The organism is Pseudomonas bijieensis (assembly GCF_013347965.1).
GTDB lineage: Bacteria > Pseudomonadota > Gammaproteobacteria > Pseudomonadales > Pseudomonadaceae > Aquipseudomonas > Aquipseudomonas bijieensis.
Genome location: NZ_CP048810.1, coordinates 556,312 through 572,163, shown reverse-complemented (window position 1 = coordinate 572,163; position 15,852 = coordinate 556,312). Strand labels below are relative to the sequence as shown.

Below are 15,852 nucleotides of genomic sequence, written 5' to 3'. Positions count from 1 at the left end.
GCGATGAGTACCGACGATAAACGCATCCGCGAATTCGCCTATCAGATCTGGGAGTCCGAGGGTAAGCCCAGCGGGCAGGAAAAACGCCACTGGGAGATGGCGCGCAAACTCGCCGAAGCCGAAGCCCTGGCGCCCAGCAAGCCTCCCAAGGCGGCGAGCAAGTCAACGGCCAGCAAAGCGGATGGCGCCAAGCCCCCCGTGGCGACCAAGAGCACCGCTGCCAAGAGCGCTCCAAAAAGCGCGACCCCCAAGGCCAAGCCGGCGACCAAACCGGTCGCGACCACCGAGGCGCAAAAGCCTGCGGATAAAAAGCCCCGGGCGGCGCGCAAACCACCAGCGGTTTGATTCATCTCCCATCGGTCTCCTTGCCAGGTGGGAGCAAAGCTTGCTCGCGAAACAAGCGCATCGCTTCATCGCCGCAACCTTTGCTCCCACAGAGAGCAACTTGTCCCACACAGCGGGGATAACTCTCCTCGCCACGGGTGAAGGGGGAACCACCCCTCTCAAGTGAACCGCATCGCTATATCTGTCTGTCTTTTGCAGGAGCAACTATGACCCGTCCAAACAAAACCACGCCGCCGCCCGTTATCGAGGCTTCGCGGATTCGTGAGGGGCTGCCTTTTCCACTGGGTGCAACCTGGGATGGCCTCGGGGTCAATTTCGCGCTGTTTTCAGCCAATGCCACCAAGGTCGAACTGTGCATTTTCGATGATGCCGGCGAAGTCGAACTCGAACGCATCGAACTGCCGGAATACACCGACGAGATTTACCACGGTTATCTGCCCGATGCCCACCCGGGATTGGTCTACGGCTATAGGGTCTATGGTCCATACGACCCGGCGAACGGTCATCGCTTCAACCCGAACAAGCTGCTGATCGATCCGTACGCCAAGCAGCTGGTCGGTCAATTGAAGTGGTCCGAAGCCCTGTTCGGCTACACCATTGGCCATCCCGACGGCGACCTCAGTTTCGATGAGCGTGACAGCGCCCCGTTCGTCCCCAAGTGCAAAGTCATCGATCCGGCGCACACCTGGGGCCACGACCATCGCGTCAGCGTGCCCTGGGACAAGACCATCCTGTATGAAACCCATGTGCGCGGCCTCACCATGCGCCACCCCGCGGTGCCCGAAAACCTGCGCGGTACATTCGCCGGGCTGATGGTCGACGATGTGCTGGAGCATATCCGCAAGCTGGGGGTTTCCTCGGTGGAACTGCTGCCCATCCATGCCTTCGTCAATGACCAGCACCTGCTGCACAAAGGCATGACCAATTATTGGGGCTATAACAGTATCGCCTTCTTTGCCCCGGACCCACGTTACCTGGCCAGCGGCAAGATCGCCGAGTTCAAGGAGATGGTCGCCCACCTGCACGAGGCCAACCTGGAAGTCATCCTCGACGTGGTCTACAACCACACCGCCGAAGGCAACGAACAGGGCCCCACCCTGTCCATGCGCGGCATCGATAACGCCTCGTACTACCGGCTGATGCCCGATGACAAGCGCTACTACATCAACGACTCCGGCACCGGCAACACCCTGGACCTGAGCCATCCTTGCGTTCTGCAAATGGTCACCGATTCCCTGCGCTACTGGGCCACGGAGATGCACGTCGATGGCTTCCGCTTCGACCTGGCGACCATTCTCGGCCGCTACCATGACGGCTTCGACGAACGCCACAGCTTCCTCGTTGCCTGCCGCCAGGACCCGGTACTGCGCCAGGTGAAGATGATCGCCGAGCCTTGGGACTGTGGTCCTGGAGGTTATCAGGTGGGGCACTTCCCGCCGGGCTGGGTCGAGTGGAACGACAAGTTCCGCGACACGGTGCGTGCCTTCTGGAAGGGGGATGATGGCCAGCTCGCCGATTTCGCCAGCCGCATGACAGCCTCGGGCGAGATGTTCAACCAGCGTGGCCGGCGTCCATACGCCTCGGTGAACTTCGTCACAGCCCACGACGGTTTCACCTTGAATGACCTGGTGTCGTACAACGACAAGCACAACGAAGCCAACGACGAGAACAACCAGGACGGCAGCAATAACAACCTGTCCTGGAACCATGGCGTCGAAGGCCCGACGGACGATCCGGAGATCAACGCGCTACGCCATCGGCAGATGCGCAACTTCTTCGCCACCCTCCTGCTGGCCCAAGGCACCCCGATGCTCGTTGCCGGCGACGAATTTGCCCGTACCCAGCACGGCAATAACAATGCCTATTGCCAGGACAGTGAGATCGGCTGGGTCAATTGGGACCTGAGCGAGGATGGCGCGGCGCTGCTCAAGTTCGTCAAGCGCCTGATCAAATTGCGCCTGACCTACCCGATCCTGCGGCGCGGGCGATTCCTGGTGGGTAACTACAACGAGGACATCGGCGTCAAGGACGTGACCTGGCTGGCCCCGGACGGCAGCGAAATGACCACTGAACAATGGCAGGACGGCCATGGTCGCTGCCTGGGGATGCTGATGGACGGGCGAGCCCAGGAGACCGGTATTCGACGCAAGGGCGGCGATGCGACGCTGCTGCTGGTGGTCAATGCGCATCATGACATCGTCAATTTCAGCTTGCCGGAAGTCCCCGAGGGCAGTTTCTGGACCTGCATGGTCGACACCAATCAACCGGCCGTTCGAGGACAGGAGCGCTTTGAGTTCGATTCTGAATACTCCGTCACCGGGCGCTCGCTGCTGCTGTTCGAACTGCAACGCGAAGACGAGGAATGAAACACCCGCTGTAAGCTGCCATGAGGACCGCAAGGAAGCGGTTTTCGATGCACACCTGCCAGTTTGAAGAAAAAAATGCAGTGCAGATGCACATGTCACGAGACGAATCGGCCGAGATGGTCAATACTTCATATGCGGTAGTCTCCAGGATTCGGAGCGCTGTGAATCGCAGTCATGCCCACATCGGAACCACCGGACAGTAGGCCCGGTGCATGGCTGAAAGATTGAACACATACAAGGATGTCGCTTATGAAACCTGCCTCTCGCTTGCCTGGCCGACAGCACCCGCAAATCTGGAACAGTGCTGCGCAACTGGCCGATATTCCAATCATCAGTACCCAGACGCTCATTCCCGCCGGCGCCCGTGCGGTCATCCTCGCCCCCCATCCAGGCGATGAGGTCGGGGCCTGTGGCGGATTGCTGCAATTGCTGAGCAACCTGAACCAACCCATGTTGCTGATCTCGGTCACCGACGGAGACTTGGCCCACCCCGGCTCACCGTTGTGGACCGACGAACGCCTGCGTACACACCGCCCTCACCCCCAGGAAAGCGTGGACGCCCTGCATCGCCTTGGCATTGCGGCCAACGGCCTGCAATGGGTGCGCGGCGGCTTCCCGGAAAAGGCCCTGGCCGAACACGAGGCCGAACTGGCTAGCTTCATAGCTCGCCACCTGCGGCCCGGTGACGTGGTATTCAGCACCTGGCGCCAGGATGGCGACAGCGATCACGACACCGTCGGCCGCGCCGGGGCGCTGGCCGCCGACAAAGTCGGTGTGGCGTTCAACGAACTGCCGGTGTGGGCCTGGCACTGGCCAGTGCGCGAGCAAAATAAAATCCCCTGGCACCGGGCCCGTAAACTGCGCCTCGACGTCTGGACCACCGCCCGCAAGCGTCACGCCATGTACGCCTACGTCAGCCAACTTGCCGGCGAACCGGCGAGCGGCATCGCCCCACTGTTACCCAGGGTCATCCTTGACCGGATGGGCTTGCCCTATGAGATTGTGTTCATCTGAATACGCACCTGTAAAGCTGGGTTTGTTCGCGGAGGGCGGTGGTTCAGACACACCGCCAATCGCGAGCAGGCTCGCTCTCACATTGGATTTGCGGGGTACTGCAACATCTGCGCACGCCTGCGCCCCCTGTGGGAGCGAGCCTGCTCGCGATAGCGATCGGCAAGGATATGAAAAATCCGGAACTGCCGGCACCTTGGGTCAGTCGCATGAACAAGTACGTCTGATTCAGGAGTGAACGTGTCTCAAGATCCCGATTGGCGCGCCGTCGAACCAATGCCATCGGACGCGCCCGCGGCGGTTCATCGGCTGCGGATCCTGACGGTCAACACCCATAAGGGTTTCACCGCCCTCAATCGTCGTTTCATCCTGCCCGAACTACGCGAAGCGGTGCGCAGTACCGGCGCCGACCTGGTGTTCCTGCAAGAGGTGCTGGGCGAACACGACCGACACGCGTCACGCTACGACAACTGGCCCCAGACGTCCCAGTACGAATTCCTCGCCGACAGCATGTGGAACGATTTCGCCTACGGCCGCAATGCGGTCTACCCCGATGGCCATCATGGCAACGCCCTGCTCTCCAAGTACCCGATCCGCCAGTTCCGCAATCTCGATGTGTCCATCACCGGTCCGGAGCGGCGCGGATTGTTGCATTGCGTGCTGGATGTGCCCGGCCACGCCGCCGTCCACGGGATCTGCGTGCACCTGAGTCTCCTGGAAAGCCATCGTCAACTACAGCTCAAACTGCTCTGCCAACTGCTCGATTCGCTGCCCGAGGACGCCCCTGTGATCATCGCCGGCGACTTCAACGACTGGCAATTGCGGGGTAACCTCACCCTCGCCCGCCATGGCTCCCTGCATGAAGCCTTCGAGCACCACCACGGTCGCCCGGCCAGGACCTACCCGGCCCGTTTTCCGCTGCTGCGCCTGGACCGCATATACCTGCGTAACGCCAGCAGCCACGCCCCGCAAATACTTGGGAGCAAACCCTGGACGCACCTGAGCGATCACCTGCCACTTTCGGTGGAAGTGCATTTGTAAGGCTGATCCTGGCTGCTGTTTCTGCGCAGTGACCTGTAAGTTCTGACAGTAGCGACGCCCTTTATTCGTTGCTAGGGTGCCATCCCATACAGCGAGCGTTGCCAGGCCCTGTGTGCCATCTGTTGTGCAACCAATGCTGGAACCGGCATTTGCGAAATGCCGATGCAGAGGGATAGCACATGATTCGGCACAACAAACGACTCAATCGGCTGCTCAACGCTTTATGGGTATCGGCCCCTTTCCTGTTCCCCGCACCGGCCGCCATGGCAGCCTGCACGCTGGCACCAACCGCAGGCGATGACACCTATGTCTGCGACAGCGGCACCAGCCCCGGGCTGACGGACCTTGCAGGTAACAACAGCCTGACCCTGCCCGCCAACGGCAGCGGCGTCATTTCCGGCGACGTTACCTTCGGCACCGGGCTCGACCGCATCGTGATTAACGCCAACGGCGTGATTGACGGTGATGTCGAGCAAGGGTCGGAGGCCGATGATTTCGTCATGAATGGTGGCAGGATCCTGTCTCTGGCCCAAGGCGACGGCCTCGATACCTTCCTGATGACGGGTGGGACCATCGTCGATGCGTTCGAAGACGGCGACCACGCCGAGATGACCGGCGGCACCATTGGCCGGGTCGACATGAAACTCGATGACAATGTTTTCAATATGTCCGGCGGAAACATCATCGGCAACCTGGTGACCGGTTTCGGCCAGGACACCATCATCCTCTCCGCAGGACGGATCGGCGGTAATGTCAGTGTCAGCGGCGGCAACGACAGCATTACCGTCAGCGGTGGCGAAATCCTCGGCGAAGTCCGGGCCAGTGCCGGCGATGACCAATTCCAATGGAGCGGCGGCCTCATTCACTCGGCCATCCTGATGGGCGAAGGCAACGACACGGCACGGCTGAGCACGCTAGATGAAGCCGGGCTGAGCATCACCCCTAGCGTGAATGGCGGATTGGGCCAGGACGTCTTGACCTTCGAAGGCAGCACCTCCAGCACCGGCGCCCGTTACCTCAATTGGGAAACGGTCAACCTCACCCAAGGTTCGCAACTGGACCTTAACGACACGCTGACCTTGGGTGACAGCGCCACCGGCACCGGGACGCTCAACATCGAAAGCGGCAGCACGCTGACGGCGACCCAGGGCGTCATCGCCCCTTTTACTGCCGGACAACTGGCGACGCTCAACAACGCCGGCACGGTGGACCTCACCCAAGGCAACACCCGCACCAACGACACGCTTACCGTCCAGGGCAACTACGTCGGCAACAATGGCCAGTTGCATGTGCAAACGGCAGTCGGCGCCGATGGCTCTGCCAGTGACAAATTGGTGGTCAATGGCGGGACGCTCACCGGCACTACCACCATCATAGTCACGAACCTGGGCGGCACGGGCGCGCGGACGACCCAGGACGGTATCGAAGTGGTCCAGGCCCAGGGGGGCGCGGTCAGTGACATCAATGCCTTTTCACAGGGGCAGTCCATCTCGGCCGGTGCGTTCGATTACCGCCTGTTCAAGGGCGGCGCGACCGGTAATCCAAACAACTGGTACCTGCGCTCCAGCTTGATTGAAGGGCCGGTAGCCGCTCCCATCCCAACGGCGCCTCCCGCACCAGGTGCGCCACCGGTCCCGACGCTACCGCCGTTGCCAACTGCGGTGCCCGGCGCGGCACCTATCCCGTTATATCGCCCGGAAGTGCCGACCTGGTCAGTATTGCCTCCAGCGGCGGCGCAACTGACCCTGATGGCCCTGGGCACGTTCCATGATCGCCAGGGCGACCAGCGCCTGCTCACGGAAACTGGCGCGTTCGGCGCGGGTTGGGGCCGGGTCTACGGCAAGGATCTGGAGCAAACCTGGGCCGGTACGGTGACGCCGCGGTTCGATGGGTCGATCAAGGGGTTCCAGGTGGGCAACGATCTGTACAGCTCCCTGCTGTCCGGCGGCCAGACCCAACGCATTGGTTTCTTCGTCGGCCACACGGAGCTGAACGGCGATGTCAAAGGCTTCAACCTGGGTTTCGAAGATCGATACGCCGGCAAGATAGAACTCGACGGCGACAGCTATGGACTGTACTGGACGCTCACCGACCCTACCGGCGGCTACGTCGATGCAGTGGTGATGGGCACGCGACTGAACGGTGACAACCGCTCCGAACGCGGCTTGAAAATCGACAATCGTGGGCACGCCCTGACTGTTTCGGCGGAGGCCGGCTATCCCTTCGCGGTGAGCGCCAACTGGGTCGTCGAACCCCAGGCCCAGATCATCCACCAGAAAGTGTCCCTGGACACGCAAAACGATGGGGTCTCCAAGGTCGAGTTCGATTCCGACGGTGCCTGGACCGGCCGTCTCGGGGCTCGCCTCAAGGGCCGCTACCAGGTCAGCGGCATGCCCGTGGAACCCTACCTGCGCGCCAACCTCTGGCACACGTTTTCCGGCACCGACTCGGTGACGTTCGACGACACCGAACGGGTCGAGACCCAACAGCGCGCGTCCACCGGTGACCTCGGGATTGGCGTCACCGTGAGCCTGGCGCCCACAGTCGCCATGTATGCCGGCGCGGACTACAGCCAAAACTTCGACAGCAACCAGCAACGCGCCGTGGCCGGCAGAATCGGCTTACGGATCAGTTGGTAGACAGGAACCCCGACGGTGATTTGACGCCCAAATATGATCCGAAATAAGCAATTGAAATCAGCCTCTTATTGAGGCTGATTTCAGCCTGCCATTCATCGTCCATTTTCTTGACGCAGTGCCATCAGTCTTCTTGACTACACGGTACTACCCCCGGAAATACAGTCAGGGGCAGGCCTCTGGAACCCGCAAACGCGGGCCGCCAGAGGCTTGCCTCAATCCATTCGGTCGCCCCTCATTCGGGGTAGGAGAGACGCCAAAAAGCGAGAAATGCATGCGATTGCAAGGCAGGCCACCATGAAAACCTCCCTCCGTCCACAAGAGATCACCATCACCTTCCACACCCTCTCTACTTCGTTGTTGCTGCTTTCCTCCATGGAGGTACAGGCCTGGCCTGGCGAGGAGACAACGCAGCCCTGGTATGGCCGAACACAGTCCCACGACCTCAGTACCGCAGCGATCGGCAGTGACCCCGCCTCCAGCAAGAGCCCCGCCCTGTTCACATTACGAAACGACAGTGGCCATACCCAGCGCATGGGGCTGATCAGTGGACAAAACCAGATTATTTCAACCGGCAATGGCCTGCTGGTGACGCCTGTCATGGCCGATCCAGGCAAGGATGCCGTCAACCTCAAAGGCTCGAGCCTTGGCGCCTACTGGAGCCTGACCGGGCCTGCGGGCTGGCACGTGGACCTGAGCGCCAGTGGCGGCCGGGTCAATGGCTACAGTCGCACCGAACAAGGCCAGCGCCAGGCCGCCGAAGGTAATGCGGTGACGCTGTCGGTCGAAGGTGGCTTTCCGATTGGCATCGGGACACACTGGGTAGTCGAACCCCAGGCGCAGTTGATCAACCAGCGCATCACCCTCGATACGCCGAATACCGAGAGCGGTACCGGCAATGAACTGAGCAGTTGGAGCGGCCGCGTCGGTGCACGACTCAAAGGTAACTACCAGGTCAATGGCCTGGGCATGGAGCCCTATGTGCGCACCAACCTGTGGCACACGGTGCAGAGCGCCGATACGTTGTCCCTGGACAAGGTCGACAAGATCAGCAGCAGCCGGAAATCCTCCACCGTCGAAGTCGGCCTGGGCCTGGTGGCACGGGTCACGCCGGCGGTAAGCCTGTATGTCAGCGCCGATTACAGCAGTGACGTCGACGACAACGACCTCAATGGCATCATCACCAGCATGGGCGTGCGGATGCGCTGGTGAGCAAAAGCTTTGTAGGAGCTGTCGAGTGCAACGAGGCTGCGATCTTTCGCTTGGAACTCAAGTGCCAGGGGAAAGATCGCAGCCTCGCTTCGCGAGGTAGCTCCTACGACATCGCCAGGCGCGAGCAATCTGCCGCCACTTAAAAAACACCTCCATTAAGGCGTATAACGCTAAAAGCGATTTATACCTGCAAGCCGTCCGCCCATGGCTCATTTCATTGATGGAGTAACGACATGACCACCGCCCCTTTTCTCGCCAACCTGTTTCCCAGTGCCGCCGACATTCCGGACGCCTACCGCCTCGAAGGCCGGATCGAACAGCGCGAATACCTGGTCGACGGCATCCTGAAAACCTGGCAGGGACCACTGGCCGTCGTGCGCAGCCCCGTTTACCTGGCGGGTGAGCTGGGCGACGAGCAAGTGATTCTAGGCAGCACACCGCTGTTGGATGCCGAGACCGCCCTCACCGCCCTGGACGCCGCCGTCCGGGCTTACGACCGCGGCCAGGGCCAGTGGCCGACGATGCGCGTCGCCGAGCGCATCCGTCATGTGGAAACCTTCCTGGCGCGCATGCGCGACCAACGCGAGGCCGTAGTCAAGCTGCTGATGTGGGAAATCGGCAAGAACCTCAAGGATTCCCAGAAGGAATTCGACCGCACCTGCGACTACATCGTCGACACCATCAACGCCCTCAAGGAGCTGGACCGACGCTCCAGCCGCTTCGAGCTGGAACAGGACACCCTCGGGCAGATCCGCCGCGTCCCCCTGGGCGTGGCCTTGTGCATGGGCCCGTACAACTATCCGCTGAACGAAACCTTCACCACGTTGATTCCCGCCTTGATCATGGGCAACACCGTGGTGTTCAAGCCAGCCAAGCTCGGCGTGTTGCTGATCCGTCCATTGCTGGAGGCCTTTCGCGACAGTTTCCCGGCGGGCGTGATCAACGTGATCTACGGCAGTGGCCGGGAAACTGTCAGCGCACTGATGGCCAGCGGCAAGATCGACATCTTCGCCTTCATCGGCACCAACAAGGCTGCCAGTGACCTGAAGAAGCTCCACCCGCGTCCGCACCGCTTGCGGGCCGCCCTGGGGCTGGATGCGAAGAACCCCGGGCTGGTGCTACCGGATGTTGACCTGGACAACGCCGTCAGCGAAGCCTTGACCGGCTCGCTCTCCTTCAACGGCCAACGCTGCACGGCGTTGAAAATCCTGTTTGTCCATGAGGACGTGGCGCCAGCGTTCATCGAGAAGTTCAACGCCAGGCTCGCCACTCTGAAACCCGGCATGCCATGGGAGGACGGTGTGGCGCTGACGCCGTTGCCCGAGGCGGGCAAGGTCGATTACTTGCACTCGCTGGTCGCCGATGCGCTCGCCAAGGGGGCAGAAGTGAAGAATGCCCACGGGGGCGAATCACGCAGCTCGTTCTTCTACCCGGCAGTGCTCTACCCGGTGAATACGGCGATGCGGGTCTACCACGAAGAGCAATTCGGCCCGGTCGTGCCCATCGTGCCGTACCGTGACCTCAATACCGTGATCGACTATGTGCTGGAGTCCGACTTCGGCCAGCAACTGAGCATTTTCGGCACCAATCCGGCGGAAGTCGGCAAGCTGGTGGACACCTTCGCCAATCAGGTCGGACGTATCAACATCAATGCCCAGTGCCAGCGCGGCCCGGATACCTTCCCGTTCAATGGCCGGAAAAACTCAGCCGAAGGCACCTTGTCCGTTCACGATGCGCTACGCACCTTCTCTATTCGTACGCTGGTGGCCACCAAGTTCCAGGACAGCAACAAAGCGCTGATCAGCGACATCATTCGCGAACGCGATTCCAACTTCCTGACCACCGACTACATCTTCTGAGCCGCGCCGAACGGTGTCTCAAGACAGGGCTGCGCGGCGCAACTTGATGCCCCAGCCCTGCTGCATGCCTGCGGCCGCCAACAGGATCGCCGCCACACCCAACCATTGCAGGAGTTCAAGGCGATGACCGAAGGCGAACCAATCGACGAAGATCGCCGCAATCGGATAGATGAACGACAGCGCGCCGGTGATCGCCGTCGGCAATCGTTGAATCGCGCTGTACAACAACACGTACATCACACCGGTATGCACCATGCCCAGGGTCAACAGGCTGGCCCACGCCCCGGCGTGCTGTGGCAACGCTGAGAAGTTCGCCCAGGGTGCCAGGAGCAATACGCCGGTGCTGACCTGGATCAGTGCAATCAGATGCGGCGGCGTGCCGGTCAGGCGTTTGATGATCAACGCTGCGATGGCGTACAGCAACGCTGCGCCCAGCGCCAGCGCGATGCCCAGCAGATAGTCACCGCCGCCCTGCCCTTGTTCGCCGTGGGAACTGACGATTGCCAGCATTCCGAGAAACGATACCGCCAGCCAGAACAGTTTTTGCGCGGTGATCCTTTCTCCCAGGAACAGAGCCGCCAGCCCGACCAACATGAACGGCTGGACGTTGTACACCGCCGTACCGATGGCAATCGAGGCTCGGGAGTAAGAGGCGAACAACAGCACCCAGTTGCCGACAATCGCCACCCCGCTGAGCACCGCCAGCAGAAACGTGGTGCGTGTCAGGATACCTGGACGCAAGAAGCCGAAACCGGCGCAAATCAGCAGTAAAGTGGCGGCGCCAAACACGCAACGCCAGAACACCACATCCAGTACCGGCAGGCCCGAGACCAGCACGAACCAGCCTATGGTTCCGGAGATCAGCATGGCGGCAGTCATTTCGAGCGAACCGCGGCGTAGGGTCTTGTCCATCTTCAGGCTCCTTCAGCAAGTGAGGCACAGTATGCCGAGCCAGTGGTTGGGTTCTCCATGGTCTGAAAAAGGCTAAACTGGCTTTCGACCTTTTTTATCAAGGCAACTTCGAGCATTCGCCTAATGGAACTGAAAAATGACTGACGACATCGACCAGATCCTCATCAGCGCCCTGATGGAAGATTCCCGACGCTCCCTCAAGGCTCTGGCGAACCTGAGTGGCCTGTCCTCTCCCAGCGTCGCCGAGCGCCTTCGCCGGCTCGAAGAACGCGGCGTGCTCAGGAGCTACACCGTCGAGGTAGACCCCAAGTGCTTCGGCTATCAACTCCAGGCCATCGTGCGTATCCGCCCGCTGCCGGGGCAGTTGCAGGAAGTTGAACGGCAGATCCAGGCCATCGCTGAATTCACCGAATGCGACAAGGTGACCGGCGAAGACTGTTTCATTGCCCGACTGCATGTGCGCTCGATGGAACAGCTGGACACGCTGCTGGACAGGCTCAATGTCCTGGCCGAGACCAATACGGCCATCGTCAAGAAAACGCCCGTCAAACGGCGCTTGCCGCCAATGGCGTGAGTCGGATCCGGCCTCGGTTCGTGTCCGAGGCCGGAGGCCACGCTACTGAAGGTCTTCCAGTTCAGGGCTGCGTTGGACTTTGTGCACCTCTTGCTCAGGCGCATTGCTCGCCTTCATCAGATTAAGGGGCTGTATTTTGGCGCAAGCATTCTGGCCGTCGGCATACACTCCGCTGTGGTTGCATTTCCAGTCATAGAAGTTGGCCAGGGAACCGGACAATTGCAGGCTGTAGTCGGTGCTTCGGGTGCCAGGGGTAAAGGGTTGGCCGGCTGGAATATTCTGGAACCACTTCATCCACTCCTCACCGCCCACGGGTGGCGGGTTGGCTTGGAAGGTCGGGTTCATCAGCGCCAATTGCTGGTACTCAGCGGTCATGTGGCAACTCAGGCAGGAGGCCTGGGGATTGTCCACGGGACCGTTGAGGCGCCCGTTCCAACCCAGATGGGTGGGTGGCAGCTCTTTGGTGTTCGCGTTGATGGCTGTCTGCTTGAGCGCCGGGTTGATCTTGGTTTCGGTAGGGGTCGGGTTGGTGAACGCGTTGCCGGTCTCTTTGGGATCGTTGCCCCACATAATCCCCACGGGCACCAGATTGTTCCAGTTCGCTTTACCGGTCACAGCACCGTTGTATTGGAACGTCCCGAACAGCCAGCCGGTGTCGCTCACGCGGGTGTCCCGCACGGCGATGTCCATCTGAATCAGCGCGACTTGGGTCACCGCGCGCTCTGTCGAGGTGAACGTCTTGGTGGTGTACGCATTCCAGAGCAATGGATTGGCCAGGAATGGCACCGTGGTGACGTCTATATCGGCAAACAACGCCTTGCAGACGACTGTACCGTTGGGAAAGCCCTTAGGTTGTGAGGTGTAGCTCGGGTCAGGGTTCTGCGGGTCTTTCCAGACCTGGCCAATGGTGTAGCCCCCTATATCGTTATAGATACCTACTGCGTAGGTCTGGCCACTGCCTTTTTGAGTGCTCGCCAATTGCAATGGCTTGATCGGTGCCTCCTTGGTTAGCCCTCGGATACCTTCGCGACCATTGGGGCCATAGTGTTGCCATGGCATGTGATACCACTGGCGAACCTTGTTTTTCTGCACATCCCAGCCGATCCCCGTATTGCCTTCCAGGCAATAAGCCTTGACCTCGTTCATATAGGAACGCCAGGTTTCAAAATCATTGCTGAACGTGGTGGGCAGATGCTTGAAGAATGCCGGCATCGAGGAAGGGCCCGGGGCCACGGTGGGATAGTCTTGGCTGAGCCGGAATAATGGACCGGAGTAGACGCTCTTGGGTGGCCCGTAGCCGAAATCAGGGAAGGTCCCCGCGTGGGCGCCCGCCATGGTCAGCGCGCCTGTCAGGGTCAGCAATGCAGCGATCTTTCCTTGGGGGTGGTTCATCGATATCTCCTTATAGGGAGAACGCCCGCCGTCCCATCGAACAATTGAACGATGCGCAGGGTCTCCTTCTGTTATCAGGCTTGGGCACCATGCCCATACCTGCTCACGGTCCACGGTCACTGATGTTGCCCACCTCCTTGGGCCCAAGAATCGGGCACGACCAGACAAGGCTTGATAGCCAAATGCGAACGGTATCCGGAGGGTGTGGCGAGATTTCGCGCAGTCGCTGATCGATCCACTTCATGCCGCCCCTGGCAATGCAGTTCCTAGCCATAGGTGTAGATCATTTATTCAAAGGTGCCATCACGCTTAAGGCTTTTTAAAGGCTATTGGCCACGACCTCAAAACGCGGACGAAAAAAAGCCCGCCGAAGCGGGCTTTTCACTCATTGCGGATGCAATCAGTCATCGCGACCCATCAGGCCGAACAGTTGCAGCAGGCTGACGAACAGGTTGTAGATCGATACATACAGGCTGACAGTGGCCATGATGTAGTTACGCTCGCCGCCGTGGATGATAGCGCTGGTCTGGTACAGGATGCAGACCGACGAGAACAACACGAAGCCGGCGCTGATCGCCAGTTGCAAGCCGCTGATCTGGAAGAAGAAGCTGGCCAGCACCGCACCCAGCAAGACGAAGAAACCTGCGGTGATGAAACCGCCGAGGAAACTCATGTCCTTGCGGGAAATCAGCACGTAGGCCGACAGGCCACCAAATACCAGTGCGGTCATTGCAAAGGCCGAGCTGACCACTTCGGCGCCGCCCTGCATTTGCAGGTAGCGATTGAGGATCGGGCCGAGCAGGAAGCCCATGAAACCGGTCAGGGCGAAAGCCGACACCAGGCCCCAGGCCGAATCACGGAGTTTGTTGGTAAGGAAGAAAAGGCCGTAGAAACCGATCAGCACGACGAAGATGTTCGGGTAACCCACCCGCATCTGTTGTGCGACGTAGGCCATCACACCGCTGAAAGCGAGCGTAAGTGCCAGCAGGCCATAAGTGTTGCGCAGGACGCGGCTAACCTCTAGCTGCTCAGCCTGCACGCTGTTGTTCACTGCGTAATCCTGTTCGCGCATGGCGACACTCCTCCGGTTTTGAAACATTCAGTGGCAAGGATCATAACAGACGCTCTGTAACAAGCTACGTAGAGAGTTTGACAGTGTGTTTCATTCGGGTATTATGGCGCCCGCAACGCAATACGGAGGTGTGGCCGAGTGGTTTAAGGCAACGGTCTTGAAAACCGTCGACTGTAACAGGTCCATGAGTTCGAATCCCATCGCCTCCGCCATCTTCTAACGTTAAAGCCCTGATTATTCAGGGCTTTTTCGTGTCTGGCATTCAGAATGCCTGCTTCGGTCTTTCAGGATTGACATACCGTCATGGCAAAAACCACCCCTCCACTCAAGGAAAGAAAAGTGACCAGTAAAACCATCGGTTCTCTCGTTGCGGCAATCGTAGGCATCGTCCTGTTGTGCGTCTTCTTTGGCAGTTGGTACACGGTCGACGAAACCGAGCGCGGCGTTCTTCTGCGCAACGGGGCGCTGGTCGGGGTGGTTGAACCGGGACTGTCCTTCAAGACGCCGTTTATCGAGTCTGTGCGCCTGATCAGCGTCCAGAGCCAAGTGACGGCTTATGAAGACCTCCAGGCCTACAGCAAGGACCAACAGTCCGCCCAGCTCAAGGTATCCGTGTCCTGGCACATCGCGCCTTCCGATGTCGCGAAGGTCTATACCCAGTTCAAGGATCTTGAAGGCATCCGCGACCGGATGATCAGCCGTCAGGTGCCGACCCAGGTGGAAAACGTCTTTGGCAAGTTCAACGCCGTGGCTGCCGTGCAGAATCGCGTCCAACTGGTCAACGATATTTCGACCGCAATCAAGGCGACGATTACCGGGCCGGTGATCATCGACAGCGTCCAGGTCGAAAACATCGACTTCAGTGACGCTTATGAAAAAGCCATTGAAGCGCGCATGGCCGCCGAAGTGCAGGTCAAGACCCGTGAGCAGCAACTGGCGACCGAGCAGGTTCAAGCCCAGATTCGTGTCACCCAGGCCCAGGCAGAAGCCGATTCTCAAGTTGCCCAGGCCAAGGCAGACGCACTGGCCACCGAATTGCGCGGAAAGGCCGAAGCCGAAGCGATCAAGGCACGTGCCCAGGCCTTGGCCAGCAACCAGAATCTGGTAGAGCTCACCAAGGCCGAGCGCTGGAATGGTGTATTACCCACCACCGTGCTGCCGAACGGCGCCCTGCCCTTCATTGACATCAAGAATCAGTAAACCCTCACGAGCGCGGCCAGTCCTGGCCGCGCTCGTCCACCGTCTCAGCCTTCACGGCCAATGCCATCGAGCTGTCTCGTTAACGCTACACTCACGTCACTGACGACCCCCGACGTTCACCGTTAGCAGGGAGCTCAATGTGTACCAAGGCAAAAGCAAACCCACGCAAACATCGCTACGACAGTTCAACGCTCTCTTCGCCTCACGCTCTGACATTTCCCGCCCGCCCGGG

At 60.1% G+C, this 15,852-nt stretch carries 12 protein-coding genes and 1 tRNA gene; 10 read left to right on the top strand and 3 right to left on the bottom strand.

The window, feature by feature from the left end:
- Positions 1-3 precede the first annotated feature (3 nt).
- From GN234_RS02400 to GN234_RS02370, 7 genes are all read left to right on the top strand, one after another.
- On the top strand, positions 4-345 hold the full coding sequence (locus tag GN234_RS02400; RefSeq protein ID WP_116832509.1) for a DUF2934 domain-containing protein: 342 nt from the start codon (positions 4-6) through the stop codon (positions 343-345).
- 206 nt (positions 346-551) lie between these two features.
- Positions 552-2,711, top strand: coding sequence for a glycogen debranching protein GlgX (gene glgX / locus GN234_RS02395; protein WP_176687766.1), 2,160 nt, complete (start codon positions 552-554; stop codon positions 2,709-2,711).
- A gap of 249 nt (positions 2,712-2,960) precedes the next feature.
- Positions 2,961-3,725: a PIG-L deacetylase family protein gene (locus GN234_RS02390; protein WP_109754192.1), complete on the top strand. Its 765-nt coding sequence runs from the start codon at positions 2,961-2,963 to the stop codon at positions 3,723-3,725.
- Between the two features lie 273 nt (positions 3,726-3,998).
- Positions 3,999-4,763 carry an endonuclease/exonuclease/phosphatase family protein gene (locus tag GN234_RS02385; protein ID WP_269154783.1) on the top strand — a complete coding sequence of 255 codons (765 nt, stop codon included), beginning with the start codon at positions 3,999-4,001 and terminating at the stop codon, positions 4,761-4,763.
- A gap of 179 nt (positions 4,764-4,942) precedes the next feature.
- Complete coding sequence (locus tag GN234_RS02380; RefSeq protein ID WP_176687765.1) at positions 4,943-7,402, top strand: autotransporter family protein; 2,460 nt, start codon at positions 4,943-4,945, stop codon at positions 7,400-7,402.
- A gap of 294 nt (positions 7,403-7,696) precedes the next feature.
- Positions 7,697-8,611 (top strand): autotransporter domain-containing protein, encoded by a 915-nt coding sequence (locus GN234_RS02375; RefSeq protein WP_116832512.1) that lies wholly within the window; start codon positions 7,697-7,699, stop codon positions 8,609-8,611.
- A 233-nt stretch (positions 8,612-8,844) separates the two neighbouring features.
- Entirely contained in the window at positions 8,845-10,470 is a 1,626-nt protein-coding gene (locus GN234_RS02370; RefSeq protein ID WP_176687764.1) for an NADP-dependent glyceraldehyde-3-phosphate dehydrogenase, read from the top strand.
- Between the two features lie 18 nt (positions 10,471-10,488).
- Here the strand turns inward: GN234_RS02370 and GN234_RS02365 are convergent, their stop codons facing one another.
- The gene (locus GN234_RS02365) at positions 10,489-11,382 is read right to left on the bottom strand and encodes a DMT family transporter (RefSeq protein ID WP_116832513.1); all 894 of its coding nucleotides are present in this window, start codon (positions 11,380-11,382) and stop codon (positions 10,489-10,491) included.
- Between the two features lie 136 nt (positions 11,383-11,518).
- Between GN234_RS02365 and GN234_RS02360 the strand changes: the two genes are divergently transcribed.
- Positions 11,519-11,956 (top strand): Lrp/AsnC family transcriptional regulator, encoded by a 438-nt coding sequence (locus GN234_RS02360; protein WP_109754198.1) that lies wholly within the window; start codon positions 11,519-11,521, stop codon positions 11,954-11,956.
- A 42-nt stretch (positions 11,957-11,998) separates the two neighbouring features.
- On the opposite strand, the gene GN234_RS02355 is transcribed toward GN234_RS02360, so the two are convergent.
- The gene (locus GN234_RS02355) at positions 11,999-13,348 is read right to left on the bottom strand and encodes a hypothetical protein (protein WP_109754199.1); all 1,350 of its coding nucleotides are present in this window, start codon (positions 13,346-13,348) and stop codon (positions 11,999-12,001) included.
- 400 nt (positions 13,349-13,748) lie between these two features.
- Entirely contained in the window at positions 13,749-14,420 is a 672-nt protein-coding gene (locus tag GN234_RS02350) for a Bax inhibitor-1/YccA family protein (RefSeq protein ID WP_014338124.1), read from the bottom strand.
- Positions 14,421-14,544: 124 nt separating this feature from the next.
- Between GN234_RS02350 and GN234_RS02345 the strand changes: the two genes are divergently transcribed.
- Positions 14,545-14,632, top strand: a tRNA-Ser gene (locus GN234_RS02345).
- 127 nt (positions 14,633-14,759) lie between these two features.
- Complete coding sequence (locus GN234_RS02340; protein ID WP_109754200.1) at positions 14,760-15,620, top strand: prohibitin family protein; 861 nt, start codon at positions 14,760-14,762, stop codon at positions 15,618-15,620.
- Positions 15,621-15,852: the final 232 nt, after the last annotated feature.

Excerpts from the sequence above, each read along its gene's own strand:
- GN234_RS02400 (WP_116832509.1), top strand. The coding sequence starts at position 4 with ATGAGTACCGACGATAAACGCATCCGCGAATTCGCCTATCAGATCTGG.
- glgX (WP_176687766.1), top strand. The coding sequence starts at position 552 with ATGACCCGTCCAAACAAAACCACGCCGCCGCCCGTTATCGAGGCTTCG.
- GN234_RS02390 (WP_109754192.1), top strand. The coding sequence starts at position 2,961 with ATGAAACCTGCCTCTCGCTTGCCTGGCCGACAGCACCCGCAAATCTGG.
- GN234_RS02385 (WP_269154783.1), top strand. The coding sequence starts at position 3,999 with ATGCCATCGGACGCGCCCGCGGCGGTTCATCGGCTGCGGATCCTGACG.
- GN234_RS02380 (WP_176687765.1), top strand. The coding sequence starts at position 4,943 with ATGATTCGGCACAACAAACGACTCAATCGGCTGCTCAACGCTTTATGG.
- GN234_RS02375 (WP_116832512.1), top strand. The coding sequence starts at position 7,697 with ATGAAAACCTCCCTCCGTCCACAAGAGATCACCATCACCTTCCACACC.
- GN234_RS02370 (WP_176687764.1), top strand. The coding sequence starts at position 8,845 with ATGACCACCGCCCCTTTTCTCGCCAACCTGTTTCCCAGTGCCGCCGAC.
- GN234_RS02365 (WP_116832513.1), bottom strand. The coding sequence starts at position 11,382 with ATGGACAAGACCCTACGCCGCGGTTCGCTCGAAATGACTGCCGCCATG.
- GN234_RS02360 (WP_109754198.1), top strand. The coding sequence starts at position 11,519 with ATGACTGACGACATCGACCAGATCCTCATCAGCGCCCTGATGGAAGAT.
- GN234_RS02355 (WP_109754199.1), bottom strand. The coding sequence starts at position 13,348 with ATGAACCACCCCCAAGGAAAGATCGCTGCATTGCTGACCCTGACAGGC.
- GN234_RS02350 (WP_014338124.1), bottom strand. The coding sequence starts at position 14,420 with ATGCGCGAACAGGATTACGCAGTGAACAACAGCGTGCAGGCTGAGCAG.